This window comes from Pedobacter sp. A2324 (assembly GCF_059693705.1).
Genome location: NZ_JCASSK010000002.1, coordinates 187,945 through 205,103, shown reverse-complemented (window position 1 = coordinate 205,103; position 17,159 = coordinate 187,945). Strand labels below are relative to the sequence as shown.

The 17,159-nt window shown below is 40.2% G+C and carries 14 protein-coding genes; 12 read left to right on the top strand and 2 right to left on the bottom strand.

The window, feature by feature from the left end; all coding sequences use genetic code 11:
- The first annotated feature begins 14 nt into the window (after window positions 1-14).
- From AC570I_RS05930 to AC570I_RS05900, 7 genes are all read left to right on the top strand, one after another.
- Window positions 15-3,254: a SusC/RagA family TonB-linked outer membrane protein gene (locus tag AC570I_RS05930; RefSeq protein WP_047800179.1), complete on the top strand. Its 3,240-nt coding sequence runs from the start codon at window positions 15-17 to the stop codon at window positions 3,252-3,254.
- Between the two features lie 18 nt (window positions 3,255-3,272).
- Complete coding sequence (locus tag AC570I_RS05925; protein WP_047800180.1) at window positions 3,273-5,108, top strand: RagB/SusD family nutrient uptake outer membrane protein; 1,836 nt, start codon at window positions 3,273-3,275, stop codon at window positions 5,106-5,108.
- An 18-nt stretch (window positions 5,109-5,126) separates the two neighbouring features.
- Window positions 5,127-6,773: a hypothetical protein gene (locus AC570I_RS05920; protein WP_497404762.1), complete on the top strand. Its 1,647-nt coding sequence runs from the start codon at window positions 5,127-5,129 to the stop codon at window positions 6,771-6,773.
- Window positions 6,774-6,845: 72 nt separating this feature from the next.
- Window positions 6,846-7,871, top strand: coding sequence for a pectinesterase family protein (locus AC570I_RS05915; protein WP_497404761.1), 1,026 nt, complete (start codon window positions 6,846-6,848; stop codon window positions 7,869-7,871).
- A complete protein-coding gene (locus AC570I_RS05910; protein WP_047800183.1) occupies window positions 7,871-8,614 on the top strand; it encodes a rhamnogalacturonan acetylesterase in 744 nt (247 codons plus the stop codon). The genes AC570I_RS05915 and AC570I_RS05910 overlap by 1 nt, the downstream gene beginning before the upstream one ends.
- Before the next feature lie 146 nt (window positions 8,615-8,760).
- Window positions 8,761-9,447, top strand: a complete 687-nt coding sequence (locus AC570I_RS05905) for an SIMPL domain-containing protein (protein WP_047800184.1) — start codon at window positions 8,761-8,763, stop codon at window positions 9,445-9,447.
- Between the two features lie 100 nt (window positions 9,448-9,547).
- Window positions 9,548-9,862, top strand: a complete 315-nt coding sequence (locus AC570I_RS05900) for a hypothetical protein (protein ID WP_047800185.1) — start codon at window positions 9,548-9,550, stop codon at window positions 9,860-9,862.
- A gap of 120 nt (window positions 9,863-9,982) precedes the next feature.
- On the opposite strand, the gene serS is transcribed toward AC570I_RS05900, so the two are convergent.
- The gene (serS, locus tag AC570I_RS05895; RefSeq protein ID WP_497404760.1) at window positions 9,983-11,254 is read right to left on the bottom strand and encodes a serine--tRNA ligase; all 1,272 of its coding nucleotides are present in this window, start codon (window positions 11,252-11,254) and stop codon (window positions 9,983-9,985) included.
- Window positions 11,255-11,370: 116 nt separating this feature from the next.
- Here serS and rsmI point away from each other — a divergent pair, with 116 nt between their 5' ends.
- From rsmI to AC570I_RS05870, 5 genes are all read left to right on the top strand, one after another.
- Entirely contained in the window at window positions 11,371-12,087 is a 717-nt protein-coding gene (gene rsmI / locus AC570I_RS05890; protein ID WP_047800187.1) for a 16S rRNA (cytidine(1402)-2'-O)-methyltransferase, read from the top strand.
- Window positions 12,088-12,119: 32 nt separating this feature from the next.
- Entirely contained in the window at window positions 12,120-12,764 is a 645-nt protein-coding gene (locus tag AC570I_RS05885; RefSeq protein ID WP_047800188.1) for a PH domain-containing protein, read from the top strand.
- A gap of 1 nt (window position 12,765) precedes the next feature.
- Window positions 12,766-14,400: an apolipoprotein N-acyltransferase gene (gene lnt / locus AC570I_RS05880; RefSeq protein WP_497404759.1), complete on the top strand. Its 1,635-nt coding sequence runs from the start codon at window positions 12,766-12,768 to the stop codon at window positions 14,398-14,400.
- Window positions 14,393-14,914 (top strand): signal peptidase II, encoded by a 522-nt coding sequence (locus AC570I_RS05875; protein ID WP_497404758.1) that lies wholly within the window; start codon window positions 14,393-14,395, stop codon window positions 14,912-14,914. Before lnt ends, AC570I_RS05875 begins: the two co-directional genes overlap by 8 nt.
- A gap of 105 nt (window positions 14,915-15,019) precedes the next feature.
- Window positions 15,020-15,436, top strand: a complete 417-nt coding sequence (locus AC570I_RS05870; RefSeq protein WP_497404757.1) for an OsmC family protein — start codon at window positions 15,020-15,022, stop codon at window positions 15,434-15,436.
- Window positions 15,437-15,481: 45 nt separating this feature from the next.
- Here the strand turns inward: AC570I_RS05870 and AC570I_RS05865 are convergent, their stop codons facing one another.
- A complete protein-coding gene (locus AC570I_RS05865; protein ID WP_497404756.1) occupies window positions 15,482-17,122 on the bottom strand; it encodes an NAD+ synthase in 1,641 nt (546 codons plus the stop codon).
- Between the last annotated feature and the right edge of the window lie 37 nt (window positions 17,123-17,159).

The following is a 17,159-nucleotide window of genomic DNA, read 5'->3' as shown; positions in this document are numbered from 1 at the left end:
TTAAAATAACAGTTATGAGCAGAGTTCTACTCTTTTTTGCATTTCTCCTTTTTTCAGAATTATCTGTAGCTCAGGCGCAAAACAAACAACTAACCGGAACCGTAAAGGATAAAACTGATGGTCAGCCGCTGGTTGGTGTAAGCGTTACAGTGAGAGACTCGAAAACAGGAGCCAGTACAGATGCCAATGGTATCTATAAGATTAGTGTGCCCGCCAAAGGTGCAATACTTACTTTTACATACATTGGTTATAAAACCAAAAGTGTCGGGGTTACTGACCAGACAAAACTCGATGTTTCTCTTGAGGAAGATGCCAATACCCTACAGGAGGTAACGGTAAATATTGGCTATGGGTCAGTTAGAAAGGAAGCCTTAACGGGTTCAGTATCGTCGATTAAAGGAAAAGATATAGATCAGTTTCCGGTAAGTACGGTAGCTCAGGCTTTGGCAGGTAAAATGGCGGGGGTATCAGTGGCCTCTACTGAAGGGAGCCCGGGAGCAGAGGTGGTGATTAAAGTTCGCGGTGGAAGTTCCTTAACAGGTGACAATTCTCCCCTGTATATCGTGGACGGAATTCAGGTTGAGAATGCACTGTCTATCTTATCTCCGAACGAGATTGAGAGCATGGATTTGCTGAAAGATGTCGCTTCCACATCCATTTACGGTAGCCGCGGAGCGAATGGGGTACTCATTATTACGACTAAAAGTGGTAAAAATGGCCGGACGATTGTATCATTTGATGCCTATGCGGGTGCAAGGCAAATTGTGAATAAGCTTGATGTGATGAACCCTTACGAGTTTGTAAAATATCAGTATGAATTGTACAATAACAATACAGCACAGGATGTAAAAGATACTTTTACCAAGAAATATGGAACTTTTGAGGATCTGGACATTTATAAAAACATCCAGAATATCGACTGGCAGGATAAGGTTTTCGGGCGTCAGGCATGGAGCAATACCCAGATCCTCAATTTATCAGGCGGCAATGAAAAGACAACCTATAATTTTTCAATAAATAATACGGGAGAAGATGGGATCATGCTTAATTCGGGTTATAAAAGAACTTTCGCGTCTTTCCGTTTCGATCATAGAATTTCAGATAAGCTCAGAATGGGGGTGAACGTTCGTTACAGCCGCCAGCGTATTGATGGGGTCGGAACTTCATCTACCGGTTCGCAAGGAACGAATCGCCTGAGGAACTCCGTGCGTTATCAGCCTTATAATGGTGGCAGCGATTCGGGAGATTTATTTGATGCAGATTATTTAACAACAGGATTAACCAATCCTATTACGCTGGCTAACCAGGAGTTGAAATACGATTACAGAAATGACCTGATCAGCAGTGGATATTTGCAATATACGATCCTCAGGAATTTAACTTTTAAGAGTACTGTGGGGATGACTTTCTCCGATAGGAAAATCAATACATTTAACGGACCGGTGAGTAATGTGGCAAGAAACAATGCAGGCTTGCCGGCTATTCAACTGGATAACTCCACGACAAAAAGCATTCTGAACACCAATACCTTAAATTACAAACCAACGCTGGGTAAAGACCATAACCTTGATTTATTAATAGGTGAGGAAACAAACATGATTGATGTAACTGCAGGGAGTTCGACCATCAAATGGTTCCCAGTAAATATTACTGCGGAAGAAGCATTTGGAAGCATCCAGAAAGCAGAGCCACCGGCAGGTTCGGTACAGGATAAGCCAACGTCGCTCATTTCCGGAACAAGACAATTTTCGTTATTTGGACGGGCATCTTATGGTTTTAAAAATAAGTACTTTGCAACCTTCAATTTCCGTACAGATGCATCGTCGTTATTTGCTGAAGGTAAGCAATGGGGATATTTTCCATCAGGTCAGGTAGCATGGCGTGCATCAGAAGAGAAATTTTTCAAAGATCTGGATCTGAAATGGCTGGATAACCTGAAGGTCCGGGTGAGTTATGGTGCTGCAGGAAATAACCGCATCGGACAGGATTTATTCAGAACACTGTTTTATTCAAATTCGACCGCAGGAGGCTATGCGGCTTCTGATGCAGGCGTTACAACTGGCTTAATCACCGGAACCAGTACCGGAACGATTCTATCAAATCCAAACATTACCTGGGAAACCAATACTTCGACTAATGCAGGTTTGGATATTGATCTGTTTAAAAATAAGTTGACACTAACTGTTGATTATTACGATAACAAAACAAAAAACCTGTTATTGAATGCTAATGTACCACAAACTACAGGTTACACTACCCAGCAGCAAAATGTGGGTAAAACCCAAAATACAGGATGGGAATTTCAGTTGAACTATCAGGCAATTAAAACTAAAAACTTTACGTACAATACAAGCTTCAATATTTCATTTAATAAGAACAAAATTGTTGCCCTGCAAAACGGTGTAAGCTCATACATTACCCAATCAGGGTGGGTAAATAGCTTAGGTGATTTTAAAGTTGAGGTAGGGCAACCTGTTGGGCAATTTTATGGGTTTGTATCAGACGGGCGTTATACAGTTGATGATTTTACCTACGTGCAAAATACAAATGGAAGCTATACCTACACTTTAAAATCAGGAATTGCCAACAGCTATGCTTTACTGGGAAATAAAAATCCACAGCCTGGCGATATGAAAGTTAAGAAGTTATCTTCATCATCAAGCATGATCATTGGCGATGATGACAGAACAGTTTTGGGGAATGCGCAGCCGAAATTTACAGGAGGCTTTAACAATCAGTTTGCATACAAGAATTTTGACCTCACTGTTTTCGTAAACTTTAGTTACGGAAGTAAAGTGTACAACGCAAATAAGCTTGAATTTACTTCCCAGTATAATGTAAAGGATAATAATTTACTGGCTGTAATGAATGATCGCTGGCAAAACTTCGATGCCAATGGTGTAAAGGTTACTGATCCGGCATTGTTAACAGCCATGAATGCCAATACAAGCATGTGGACGCCAACAACCGGTAATTACGCTTTAACATCCTATGCCATTGAAGACGGATCTTTTCTGAGAATAAGCAACGTTACCCTAGGTTATACCCTGCCTTCATCATTAATTAAAAAAACAGGCTTCATTTCTAAATTACGGGTGTATGGAACAGTGAATAATCTTTATACCATAACCGGTTATACAGGTTATGATCCCGAGGCCAATACCCGCAGAACAAATCCACTTACTCCGGGGGTAGATTATGCTGCATACCCAAGAAGCAGGTATATTCTTGCAGGAATCAATATGGTATTTTAACATCAACATTAAAGAACAATGAACAATAAATTTATAAAATCTGCTTTAATGGTTATTGCTGTTGGAGCATTGAGTATTACTACTTCCTGTAAAAAATATCTTGATGTGGAATCGCCATCTACTTCTTCACCCGAGGTAGTTTTCGAGAGCACAACTTATACAAATGCCGCACTGATTGCTGTTTATAATCGTCTTTGCGGGGATAATGGTTATGGCAGCCGGATTTCCACGCTGTTTGGATTGGGTGCCGATGATTTTAAAACCTCGGGCAGTTACAGCTCATCTGATCGTAGAGGGATTAGTATGTACGGGGCGAGTTCTGATAATACTGACCTCATCAACCCATTTTTGCAGCTATACGCTGGTATAGAACGGGCAAACATTTGTATCAAATATATTCCTTCTTCCAAACTTTACAGCAACGGTTCTGCTGCTGAGCAGGCACTAATGAAACGCTATTATGGTGAGGCACTGGCACTGAGAGCGCAGTTCTTTTATGAGCTGATCAGAAATTGGGGAGATGTACCTGCATCTTTTGTACCAGCAGCAGACGCAGAAACACTTTATGGGGCTAATGTAGATCGCAATAAGACCTATGATCAGATTATTGCCGACTTAAAGGTTGCGGAAGATCTGGTGCCCTGGAGAAGTGCCCTAACCGAGTATGGCAGTTTTAGGTTTACCAAAGGTGCCATTAAAGGATTGAGGGCAAGAATTGCATTGGCACGTGGTGGTTATTCCCTGAAAGGAACACAAAATGTTCGTGCAAGTGATTACATTACTTATTATAAAATTGCTTATGATGAATGTTTGGATCTGATGAACAACCGTTCTCAGCATACATTAAATCCGGTTTACGAAAATGTTTTTAAATCCCTGCATGGAACCCGGTACGATGATGCTCATGAGTTAATGATGGAGGTAGCAGCTTATGGGAGCAATGCCTCAACTGATAGTAAACTGGGTTACTATAATGGTATCCGGTTTAATTCAGCATCTACTTTTGGCTCAGGCGGTGGCGGTATGAATGCCGTCCCGACTTATTTCTATGAGTTTGATGTAACAAAAGATTGTAGAAGAGATGTTACTATTGGAGTTTTTGAAATCACAGCGACCTCTAAAAAGATCATTAATACCCTGTTTAATATGACGGACGCAAAGTTCCGCAAATCGTGGACCGCTTTTAACGGCTCTTCCTCGTCTCAAAACTTTGCCATTAACTGGCCGATACTGAGGTTTTCAGATGTTTTACTGATGTATGCTGAAGCGGATAACGAAATCAATGGTGCGCCATCCGCTGCGGCGATCAGCGCTTTGCAAGAAGTACAGAGGCGTGCCTATGCAGGCTTTGAGACTCAAATTCCGGCTACACCAACTGATAAAGCAGGCTTTTTCACCTCAATTGTTAAAGAAAGACTTTTGGAATTTGGTGGCGAGGGAATACGTAAGTATGATTTGATCCGCTGGAATTTGCTGGGGAGTAAATTTGATGAAACCAGGACAAAACTAAGGGCCTTAATTGCCGGAAGCGGTGCATACACGGGTGTGCCAGATTATTTATACGCAAAAGAAGGGAACTACCTTCAGGGAACCAGTGTAAATGAAGTTGCAACCTTAGACCTGTATGGGGGTACACCTAACAATGTATTTGTATCGACAGGACTGGGTAGCTCAACTGCGCCAACGGGTTATACCACTAAAAACTGGAGAAAAGCGGTGACTGAAGATAATTCAATTACAGGAACATCTACGGGTTTAGCATATTACTTCGAAGCGAATAAAAAAGAACTTTTCCCTTATCCGAAAACGGTTTTGATTGAAAATCCAAATATTGTTCAGAATAATGGTTACTAATTTATTTACATCCTAATCATGAAAAAAATTATATTGCAACTAGGGATTAAGCTGATGCTTTTATCAGTAATTGTACTGCTGGCTTCATCTTGTAAAAAGACAGATGATGCACCAACAGACCCGGCACGGATTTTTAAGCCGAGCGATGTTAAAATTTCTGCAGGAGAAACGTCTGCTAAATTAACATGGACTTTGCCCTTAATGTCAACCGGTAAGGTTTTGAAATACAGTATTGATTTTTCAACCGATTCACTGTTTTCGACAATTAAATACAGTACAACCGCGGATACTGCGGGGGTAACAGTTACCGAGGATAATCTTGCCGTACGCACCAAATATTATGCAAGGATTAAGGCCAATGCAACGGAAACACAACCTGAATCAAAATATGTACGAAGCGGTGGTTTCCAGTTAACGGGCATTCAGTTGTTTTTACCCATACGGGATAGTGAGGTAAAAGAAAATAATGTAGTGTTGCGTTATACGCCAACGGTAGGCTTGAGTACTATTGTTTTAACTCCGGCAACCGGAACTGCAATCACTACAACGTTGAGCCCGGCAGAGGCTTCTGCCGGTTTAAAATCTATCACGGGTTTAACTGCTGCCACCAAATATACTGCGGAGCTTTTCGACGGGACTAAAAGCAAAGGCATCACCACCTTTACTACCCTTGCACCGACAACCTATACGGTAAGACTTAATCCGGGGGATGATCTGGCAGCGGCGATAACCGGAGCCGCGAACGGAGCTGTTATCGGATTAAATCCAGGGACCTACACGTTAACCGCTACTTCTTTTATCACCCAAAAAACAATAACCATTAAGTCAACTTCAGGTAACCCATCTGATACTAAAGTCAATTATAAAGAGTTCGATCTGGAAGGAACCGGAGCCGGGGTTACTTTATCCGGTATTGAATTTGATGGGACTCCCGGCGCCTCATTGTATTTTTTAAACCTGATCGGGTCGCAGGCTGCGAATGGTTCGGCCGCTACGTTCACCAATATTGTTGTCGACAACTGTATTGCACATGGATCTACCACAGCATTTTTGCGCGGCGACCGGGGAACAAATGCAAAAGATTTCAAAATTACCGGAATTACTGTTAACAATTCTGTTGTTTACGACATGGGGGCGAATGGAACCTCAACTTACTATACTTTTAACATCACGAAGCTTCAGTTTAATAGTATTATCGTTTCAAAATCCACACTTTATAATTGTGGTCCTGGTTTGATATTGGCTTCTACTATTGCTACGGGAGATCAGACTCCTTCAGTACAAATCAGTTATTCTACCATAAACGGCTTTGGCGGAAGCGCTAGATACGCTTTACTTGATGCAAATACTAATCCAGTTATCTTTAGTATTCAAAACAGTATTTTTGCTAACACACCAAAATCATCTACCGTTAATGCGGCAGCCATTAGGGGTACGGGAACCGGAAGTTCGTTAAGTATCTCCAACAGCAATTACTTCAACTTATCGACAGCACTCACAGCAGGAACAGCCTTAACTTTCGGCACAGCTACGTTAACAAGTAATCAGACAATAGATTTAGGCTGGACGGCCTCAACAACTAACTTTCAGCTTCCGGCAGGTTCTGCACTGAGAACGGCAAGTAATACCGCTACAGCAATCGGCGATCCAAGGTGGACATATTAATTTATTTTTTCAGGGGCAGGTTTTTCTGCCCTTTTTTATTGAAATTTATCGTAACTTTTACATGTTAATCAGATGACGAAATCTGCCTTAAATCTCTTTTTTGTTTTCGTATTATTCACTTTAAGTCACTGGCAAAAAGCCCTTGCTCAAGACCCAAAATATCCCTCAGAAATCACGGTATCTAAAGATGGATCAGCTCACTACAAAACGATCCAGGAAGCTGTTAATGCTGTGCGCGATCTTGGTGAGAAAGAAGTTAAGATTTATATTAAAAATGGCATTTACCCTGAGAAAGTGATCATACCCTCGTGGAAAACGAAGATAACCTTAATTGGTGAGACCAGGGAAAATACCATAATCACTTTTAATGATTATTCAGGAAAGATTATTCCTTCCGGAAAAGATGGATTTGGAAGAGACAAATTTACTACCTATAACTCGTATACCATTTTAGTGCAGGCGAATGACGTTAAACTAATGAACTTAACGGTTGTGAATTCATCCGGACGAGTAGGACAAGCAGTAGCGCTTCATGTGGAAGGTGACCGTTTTATCGCGGTAAATTGCAGCTTATTAGGGAATCAGGATACACTATATGTAGCTACAGAAAAAAGCAGGCAATTTTATCGTAATTGTATTATTGAAGGAACAACAGATTTCATATTTGGTACCGCAACGGTTGTATTTCAAGATTGCACAATCAAAAGTTTATCAGATTCTTACATTACTGCGGCATCTACCTCCAAAAATCAAGCTTTCGGATTTGTATTTTTGAATTGTAAACTGATTGCTGATTCACTGGTAACCAAAACCTATCTGGGCAGGCCGTGGCGACCATACGCAAAGACTGTATTTGTTAGATGCGATTTAGGTAAACATATTGTGCCTGCGGGATGGAATCCATGGAAGGGGGATTTAATGTTTCCTGAAAAGGAAAAAACAACATTTTATGCCGAGTACTATAATATCGGTGCTGGTGCCTCGACTCAAAGCAGGGTTCCGTGGGCCAGGCAGTTAAGCGAAAAAGAAAATAAAAAATATACCATAAAAAATATACTTAGTGGAACAGATTCCTGGAATCCACTAATTTCTGAATAATGATGAGAACAAAACTTTATACCTTGCTTGCGGTTTCCATCCTCCTTGGATTAAGCGCCTTTAGATTAGTGCAAAAACAAACCACCGTATACATTATTGGTGATTCAACCGCTGCCAATAAAAGTGTTAATGCTTATCCGGAAACCGGATGGGGGATGGAATTCCAATCTTTTTTTAAAGAACAGATTAAAGTTGATAACCGTGCGTTGAATGGAAGAAGCACAAAGTCGTTCCGGGCTGAGAAAAGGTGGCAACCTGTTTTTGAAAATTTGAAACCTGGTGATTACGTTTTTATAGAGTTTGGCCACAATGATGAAAAGGTAGACAAGCCAACTGTTGGGGTTTCATTAAATGATTTTAAAATTAATCTGGTGAATTATGTAAATGAGACAAGAAGTAAAAAAGCACTCCCGGTACTGCTTACGCCAATTGCGAGAAGAAGTTTTAAAAATGGAGTACTGATCGATACCCACGGAGACTATCCCCGCATCACCCGACAAGTAGCCGATTCATTGAAAGTACCATTGATTGATATGCTGTTGAAAACCGAATCGCTTTTAACCCGATTAGGAGAGCAGGAGTCTATTAAATTATTTAATCATGTAGATTCAGGAAATGTCAACTACCCTAAAGGCAAAAAGGACGATACCCATTTAAGTCCGTATGGGGCTAAGGAAATTGCAGGCCTGGCCGCTAAAGGGATTAAAGAATTGAAGTTAAGTTTGGCGAAACAGTTGAAATAAAAATTTTTCTGTTTAGCTTTTGTAAATCAATTGATTAGGCGTTTATCTGCAAATCATACCGTAGGACAATCGAAATTTTAACAAAACCGGTGTGGAATTTGTGCCGCTTTCACATCTATAGAGTACACACAAAGAAAAACATAATTATGAAAAAGTTATTAGCAATTGCATTCGTTGCATTTTTAGGCCTTTCATCGGCAATGGCACAACAAGCAGATTTACGCAGGAAAATTAATGTTAGTGGTTCAGCCGAAACTGAGGTTACTCCGGATATCATTTACATCGGTATATCTCTTAAAGAATATTTGAACGGGAAAAAGAAGGTAGAGATTACTGACCTGGAAAAACAACTCTATGCTGCGGTACAAAAAGCTGGTATTGCGAAAGAGAATCTCACCATCAGTAACCTGAGTAGCTGGAATTATGCAACGGAAAAAAAGAAAAATCCTGATTTTCTGGCCAGCAAACAATATCGTCTAAAAGTGAACGACCTGAATAAATTTAATGCAATCATCGATGCCATTGATGCGAAAGGCATTGCAAATACAAATATTGAGAGCTATGATTATTCAAAAATTGAAGGCTTAAAAAAGGACTTAAAAATAAAAGCTTTATTAGCGGCTAAAGAAAAAGCAGGGTACATGGTGGAAGCACTGGGAGATAAACTGGGTAGTGTAATCGAAATACAGGATGGTGGCGACAATATTGTACAACCTGTTTATAGAAATTACATGCTTAAATCATCAATGGCTGAAGCAGACACTGCACCAGAAATAGATTTCAAAAAAATAAAACTCAATTTCACTGTAAATGTGGTTTTTGAGATAAAATAAAATATTTAACATTTAGTTTAACGATTTTTTTAAAACCTACCAACACAAATTGGTAGGTTTTTTGTTAAGTACACATCGAAACACTAAAAAATTAAATATTATGAAAAGATTTATTTACACCCTTGCCCTTATTTTCGCTTTAGGAATCAGTTTTAATTCAGTACAAGCTGCTGATAAGCCCGCTAAAAATCCATCAGAATTAACTGCTGAGCAAACCGTGCAACTAGAGAAGATTAAAGATCGTGTAGAAGAGATTAAAGCGATGGATAAATCCAACTTAACTTCTGCAGAACGTAAAGCTTTACGTAAGGAATTGAAAGAGATGAAAAATCAGGCGCGTGCATTGTCTGGAGGTGTTTATCTTTCAGTTGGTGCAATTATTATCATCATTTTATTGTTGATCTTGATTTTATAATCAAAAAACTACATCTACCTATAAATAAAAAAAAAGCTTTGCAGCGATGCAAAGCTTTTTTTATGGAGTGATGTTTTAGGATTGCTTCGTACCTCGCAATGACGAGAATCGATTAAGGCTTTAATCGATCATATCAAAACCCGTATATTTGACCAATGCTTCCGGAATTCTGATTCCTTTTTCAGTTTGGTAGTTTTCCAATATTGAAGCCACAATACGCGGTAGCGCGAGGGCACTTCCATTTAGTGAGTGTGCCAGTTGTGCTTTTCCTTCTTTTCCTTTAAAACGAAGTTTTAACCGGTTACTCTGATAAGTTTCGAAGTTTGAAACCGATGATACCTCCAGCCAGCGTTCCTGTGCAGCACTCCACACTTCCATGTCGTATGTCATTGCAGATGTAAAGCCCATATCGCCACCACATAATCGCAATACGCGGTAATGCAGCCCCAGTTCTTTTAACAGCGACTGAACATACTGACTCATGTCTTCTAAAGTTTCATAAGATTTATCAGGATGGGTGATTTGCACCACTTCAACCTTATCAAACTGATGTAAACGATTCAATCCGCGTACGTGTGCGCCGTAAGATCCCGCTTCGCGGCGGAAACAAGGTGTATAGGCTGTATTTTTAACAGGCAGATCTTCCTCTTTCAGGATGACATCACGGTACAAATTGGTTACAGGAACCTCTGCTGTAGGAATTAAATATAAATCGTCGACAGTTGAGTGGTACATCTGACCTTCTTTATCAGGCAACTGGCCGGTTCCAAATCCCGATGCGGCATTTACCAGATGAGGTACCTGCATTTCTTTATAACCTGCAGCTGTAGCATGATCTAAAAAGAAATTTACCAAAGCACGTTGTAATCTGGCACCCTTACCTTTATAAACCGGAAAACCTGCACCAGTAATTTTCACACCCAGTTCAAAATCAATAATGTCGTATTTCGCGGCAAGCTCCCAATGTGGCAATGCTTTTGTTGGCAATTCTGCAGGTGCACCATGTACATAAACCACTTCATTTTCTTCAGCAGTTGATCCTGTAGGAACTAATTGGTTGGGCAAGTTGGGCAACTGAACAACTAAGTTGAATTGAGCTGTTTCCAGTTCAGTCAACTTTTCAGATAAGTTTTTGATGTTTTCCTTATGCGTAGCGGTTTTCAATTTAATCGCTTCTGCCTCATCCTTTTTACCTGTACGCATTAAATCGCCAATTTGTTTGGCTGCTGCATTGGCCTCAGCGGAAATCTGATCAAGCGAAGTTTGAGTGGAACGACGATCTTCATCAATTTTAATGATTTCATCTACCAACTCAGGTTGTTTAAAGTTACGTACACTTAAACGTTCTAAAACTTTCTCTCTATTTTCGCGGATATAATTAACTTGCAGCATTATTTAATTTTTTTACAAAGATAATAATTAAGTCGTCATTGCGAACGTAGTGCTGCAATCTCTCTTTAAAAGATTGCTTCGTTGGTTCTACCCGCAATGACGGCTATACAGGCACTATGAACGGCAAATTATATCTCGTACCTACTCCGATTGGCAACCTGGAAGACATGACTTTCAGGGCAATCCGCATCTTAAAGGAATGCGACTTAATCCTGGCAGAGGATACCCGTACGAGTGCACCGATGTTGAAGCATTTTGGTATTGACAAACGCGTGTTTTCCCACCATCAGCATAATGAACACAAAGCAACTGCAGAGATCATCAGATTTTTAAATGAAGGCCAGCAGATTGCGCTGATTTCCGATGCGGGCACCCCTGCGATTTCTGACCCTGGTTTTTTTCTGGTACGCGAGGCCATTAAAAATAATATTGCTGTAGAATGTTTGCCAGGCGCAACAGCCTTTGTACCTGCGTTGGTGAATTCGGGATTACCGGCAGATGCGTTTTGTTTTGAAGGCTTTCTGCCTGTAAAAAAAGGCAGGCAAACTAAATTCAAAAAACTGGCAGAAGAAGATCGTACGATCATACTTTACGAAAGTCCACATCGTTTATTAAAAACTTTAGAAGAGTTTGCGCAATACCTTGGTGAAGACCGACAAGCGTCGGTAAGTCGGGAATTGACCAAGATGTTTGAAGAAACTGTCCGCGGAACATTGACAGAAATAAAAACACATTTCGAGAACAATACTTTAAAAGGAGAATTTGTAATTTGCATTGCCGGAAAACCTGCAACAGTGAAAAACAAAAATAAGTATAGCGATGCTGAAGAATAGCATCAGCTTAATTCCAATCAATTAACAATATTATGATTAGCATAGATAGATTTCTTAGTGACGAGCAAGACCCAAAAGCGGTAGAAAAAGTTATTGGCAAATTGAACGATCTTTTAACTACCGGAGAAGAGCTTTTATACCTGGCAGTACAAAAAAAGCCTGCTGTAAACTTGTTGCCGGATAGTATTGCCATTTCCAACAAAAGAATTTTTTATTGTGAGCCGGGTAACCTCGGACTAACCATGAATTTTAAAGATATCTCCTGGAAAAATATCAAGGAAGTTTCTTTCAAAGAAGAGTTTTTTGGCTCAAAATTTATCTGCGTGCCACAACAGGGTGAAAATATTGTTACCGAATTTATTCCTAAAGTGCAGGCGCGTAAGTTACATCAATCTGCAAATCAGCAGCTGGAAGAATATAAGGAGTTATTGCGTCAGCAAAAACTGGAAGAAAACAGAGCGACCGCTTCACCTATTAATCTTTCTGCACAACCATTTGCAGATGTCCCACTTGTTGAACAATCTGCTCCCGAGCCGATTCAAATTGCGGAGGTTGTTGAGGAGCCGGAAGATGAAACGACATTAAAGTTGCGTAAGCTAAAAACACTTTATGATAAACACCTGATTACACAGGAAGAGTACGAAGCTAAAAAGGCTGCTATTTTAGATAGCTTGTAAAATGAAATCCAGACACACCTACCTGCTCGGATTATTGAGTTCATTTTTGCTTTGGCTGGCCTGGCCGCCTATGCCTTTTACCACGCCTTTGCTTTTGATTGCGCTCGTTCCATTGCTCATCGCAGTTGATGACATCTCGAGGAATGAAACAGCAAAAGGAGGAAGACGCGTTTTTTTAATAGCTGGACTAACATTTCTGCTGTGGAATACCGCTTCAATTTATTGGGTATACAATGCCATTAGTGCTTATAATGGTACGTTTGTAGCAATTCCGGTTTCATTAATTCCATACGGACTCGGTGCCATACTCATGACATTTGCTTTCTGGTTGTTTTATCGCCTGGGTAAATACACAGGAAGAAAGCTAGCTTATCTGGGTCTGATTGCCTTTTATATTGCTTTAGAATATCTGCAGCAAACCTGGGATCTTGCATTTCCATGGATGACCTTAGGGAATGGTTTGGCGGGTATGCATCAGCTGGCACAATGGTATGACTGTACAGGCGTTTACGGAGGTTCGCTGTGGATCTTGTTAAGTAACATCATGGCTTTTGAAGCCTATCAGAAATATAAAAGTCAAACCGGCTATCTGAAGTTCAGAAGTGCTGGTACCTGGGCTTTGGTTGTATTAGTTCCGATTTTGATTTCCTTAACAAAATATTTTACAGCCGAACAAAAGGGTACTCCCAGTAATGTGGTAGTCGTACAGCCTAATATAGATCCCTATCTGAAGTTAAGTGATATTCCACCTGCTGAGCAGATTAGTATACTCACTCATTTAACTGATTCTTTAGCGCAACCCGATACAGAGTATATCCTATGGCCTGAAACAGCGCTACCTATTTATGCTGATGAAGATAAGATCAGGACCTATCCTGAAATTGAGGGTTTACAGAATTATATGAATAAGTATAAAAACGGAACTTTGATAACAGGAATAGAAACCATTAAAGTTTATCCGGATAGACGGACCATATCTGCAAAATACGATCAGCAGAGCGGCCAATATTGGGACAACTTTAATTCGGCTATGCAACTCGAAAACTCTGCTAATGTTCAGTTTTATCATAAATCTAAACTCGTGCCTGGTGCTGAAAAAATGCCCTTTCCTAAGGTATTTTCATTTATGGATGCCGTTTTCTCTCAGTTAGGAGGAAGTGTGAGTGGTTGGGGATGGCAGGAAAAACCGAGTGTTTTATATTCCAGAAGTGGGATAGGTGCAGCTCCGGTAGTTTGCTATGAAAGCTTATGGGGCGACTGGATTGGTGAGCAGGTGAAGGATGGTGCACAATTTATTGCCATCATTACCAATGATGGCTGGTGGGGCAATACCTCTGGCAAAGATCAGCATGAAATGTACGCACGGCTTAGGGCTATTGAAAGTCGTCGGGATGTGGCAAGATCTGCAAATACCGGGATTTCCTGTTTCATTAATCAGCGCGGAGATATTACACAGCATACCGAATGGTGGACCAGAACAGCATTAAAAGGGGATGTCAATCTGAATGATGAAATTACTTTTTATGTGAAAAGCGGAGATGTGATTGCAAAGTTATTAGTTATTCTGGCGGTTGTACTGGCCCTGATTATCCCTTACAAAAAATGGATCGGTCGATCTAAACTAATTCATGGATAAAATAAAGAACTTACGCTGGTCTATCATACTATTATTATTGACACTAAATTTTGGGTGCGATCAGTTTACAAAAAAGGTAGCGAGAACTGAGATTGGTGAGTTTGAGCATATCAGCATTATAAAAGATCATTTTACCCTGTTAAAGGTAGAAAATTCAGGTGCTTTTTTAAGTCTGGGGGATGAGATGCCCTATCTTGTTCGGCTGATTATTCTTACGGGCTTTCCGCTTTTATTGCTGGGTTATGGCGTATATTATTTGTTTGCTAAAGGAAACTTAGCCCTGGGAATGCAGATTGCCCTCTGCTTTTTGATTGGAGGAGGCTTCGGTAACCTTTACGACAGGGTGATGTATGGTTCCGTTACTGATTTCATGCATATGGACTTTTACCTGTTTCAGACCGGCGTGTTCAATTTTGCTGATATATCTATTATGATTGGGATTGGGATTTTGTTTGTCCTTTCAATTAAAGGGAAGGTGACTAAACCTATAGAGCATCCTTCGGACGAAGGATAATGTAAAATTGTTTTTTTTCTTAACAGCGTCCCTATATTTTTGATCAAACATATCATTATCTTTAGGTGTTTAATCATCTTAGACATTCAAAAATAAAATCATATTATGAAAAGACACGCATCAGCCGTTTGGCAAGGTTCTATCAAAGAAGGTAGTGGTAAATTAACCACTCAAAGCACTACTTTAAATGATACCCAGTATTCTTTTAATTCACGCTTTGCCGAAGGTGTGGGGACCAACCCTGAGGAACTAATTGCTGCAGCACATGCAGGCTGTTTCACTATGAAACTTTCAGCTAATCTGGCAGAAGCTGGTTTTACTGCTGATAAACTGGAAACCAAATGTGAAATCAATCTTGATCCTTCTAAAGGTGAAATTGTAGAATCGCATTTAACTTTAACTGCAAGTGTTCCGGACTTATCAAAGGAAAAGTTCGATGAACTGGTTGCAGACGCTGAAAAAAATTGCCCGATTTCGAAATTATTAAATACTACAATTACTGTTGATGCAACTTTAGCATAAATAAAAAAAGCTAAGACAACTTCAAGTTGTCTTAGCTTTTTTTATTTATGCCATATACTTTCCTACAATTGGCATCCTTCTTCCCATGCCGAAAGCCTTAGGCGATACCCTTAAAATTGGTGGTGTCTGATAGCGTTTAAATTCTGCTACATTAACCATTTTCAAAATTCTTTGTACAAGAGCCGCATCGAAACCTTGTGCGACAATTGCTTTAGAGCCCTGTTTTTTCTCGATATGCTGGTACAAGATCTGATCCAGGGTATCATACTCGGGTAGGGAGTCGGAGTCTTTCTGATCAGGCCTTAATTCGGCTGAAGGCGGTTTAACGATCGTGTTGATGGGGATAATTTCTCTATCCTTATTGATGTATTTAGCCAGTTCAAAAACCTGCGTCTTATACACATCTCCAATTACACCGATGGCACCACACATATCACCGTAAAGGGTTCCATATCCAACCGCGCATTCACTTTTGTTTGAAGTATTGAGTAAGATATAACCGAATTTATTGCTCATAGCCATATTGATGATTCCACGGATACGGGCCTGTATGTTTTCTTCAGCAAGATTGAACGGTAAACCATTAAATGCCGGTGCCAGTATGTGATCAAATGATTCTGCAACTTCTTTAATCGGGATAATCTCATGCATACAGCCGATATTATTCACCAGGTCTAAAGCATCCTGAACGGAGTGGTCTGATGAGAACTTCGATGGCATTAATACTGACATGACATTTTCTGGACCCAAGGCACAGCAGGCCAGCGCACAAACCACCGCCGAATCGATTCCGCCGGAAAGACCCAAAACCGCTTTTTTAAAGCCTGATTTGCGAAAATAATCCTGAATGCCTAAGATAAGCGCGTCGTGAATTTGTTCGATATCTGTTAGTCTTTCTGCTTGTGGATATTTATTCCGGACGTTTTCGATTTCTTCCAGATCAAATACCTGCAAATCTTCCTCGAAATACTTCATTTCCGCTTTTATCGTTCCTTCAGCATCAAAAACCAATGAGCCACCGTCGAAGATAATTTCGGTTTGTGCGCCTATCTGATTAACGTAGAAAACAGGTAACTGATATTTTCTGGCATTATCTGAAAGTACTTTGATCCGTTCATCATCGTGCGTATAAGAGAATGGCGAAGCTGCAATGTTTATCATTACATCAGGTTGCTCTTTGATGAGCTCATCCATCGGATTCGAAACATATAACGGGTTATCATTAATATTCCATAAATCTTCACAGATGGTTAAGGCAATTCTTTTTCCTTTAAAATCAATACAATTAAAAGAGGTAGCAGGCTCAAAGTAGCGGTACTCATCAAAAACATCGTAGGTAGGCAGCAGTGCTTTTTTAGTCACTGATTGCACTTTTCCATCTGCTATGAAATAGGCAGCATTGAACAAATCTTTACCCTGAAGTACGTCGTTTTTAACAGGTAAGCCAACGATACAGGCAATATCGCTACAATGTTGGGCAATTTCCTGCGCAGCCTGATCACAGAGCACAACGAACTCATCGAACTCTAAAAAATCACGGGGTGGGTAGCCGCAAATGGCCAGCTCAGCAAAAACAACAAGGTCTGCGCTTTTTTCTTTTGCAGCACGAATATTATCGATAATCTTCTGTGTATTGGACTCAAAATTTCCAATATGGTAATTCAGTTGCGCTAAGGCTATTTTCATGTTAGTCGTATCAGGTAATGAGTATCAGGCCTGCATA

Excerpts from the sequence above, each read along its gene's own strand:
- AC570I_RS05920 (WP_497404762.1), top strand. The coding sequence starts at position 5,127 with ATGAAAAAAATTATATTGCAACTAGGGATTAAGCTGATGCTTTTATCA.
- rsmI (WP_047800187.1), top strand. The coding sequence starts at position 11,371 with ATGAACGGCAAATTATATCTCGTACCTACTCCGATTGGCAACCTGGAA.
- AC570I_RS05870 (WP_497404757.1), top strand. The coding sequence starts at position 15,020 with ATGAAAAGACACGCATCAGCCGTTTGGCAAGGTTCTATCAAAGAAGGT.
- serS (WP_497404760.1), bottom strand. The coding sequence starts at position 11,254 with ATGCTGCAAGTTAATTATATCCGCGAAAATAGAGAGAAAGTTTTAGAA.
- AC570I_RS05905 (WP_047800184.1), top strand. The coding sequence starts at position 8,761 with ATGAAAAAGTTATTAGCAATTGCATTCGTTGCATTTTTAGGCCTTTCA.
- AC570I_RS05930 (WP_047800179.1), top strand. The coding sequence starts at position 15 with ATGAGCAGAGTTCTACTCTTTTTTGCATTTCTCCTTTTTTCAGAATTA.
- AC570I_RS05915 (WP_497404761.1), top strand. The coding sequence starts at position 6,846 with ATGACGAAATCTGCCTTAAATCTCTTTTTTGTTTTCGTATTATTCACT.
- AC570I_RS05875 (WP_497404758.1), top strand. The coding sequence starts at position 14,393 with ATGGATAAAATAAAGAACTTACGCTGGTCTATCATACTATTATTATTG.
- AC570I_RS05925 (WP_047800180.1), top strand. The coding sequence starts at position 3,273 with ATGAACAATAAATTTATAAAATCTGCTTTAATGGTTATTGCTGTTGGA.
- AC570I_RS05885 (WP_047800188.1), top strand. The coding sequence starts at position 12,120 with ATGATTAGCATAGATAGATTTCTTAGTGACGAGCAAGACCCAAAAGCG.
- AC570I_RS05865 (WP_497404756.1), bottom strand. The coding sequence starts at position 17,122 with ATGAAAATAGCCTTAGCGCAACTGAATTACCATATTGGAAATTTTGAG.
- AC570I_RS05900 (WP_047800185.1), top strand. The coding sequence starts at position 9,548 with ATGAAAAGATTTATTTACACCCTTGCCCTTATTTTCGCTTTAGGAATC.
- AC570I_RS05910 (WP_047800183.1), top strand. The coding sequence starts at position 7,871 with ATGATGAGAACAAAACTTTATACCTTGCTTGCGGTTTCCATCCTCCTT.
- lnt (WP_497404759.1), top strand. The coding sequence starts at position 12,766 with ATGAAATCCAGACACACCTACCTGCTCGGATTATTGAGTTCATTTTTG.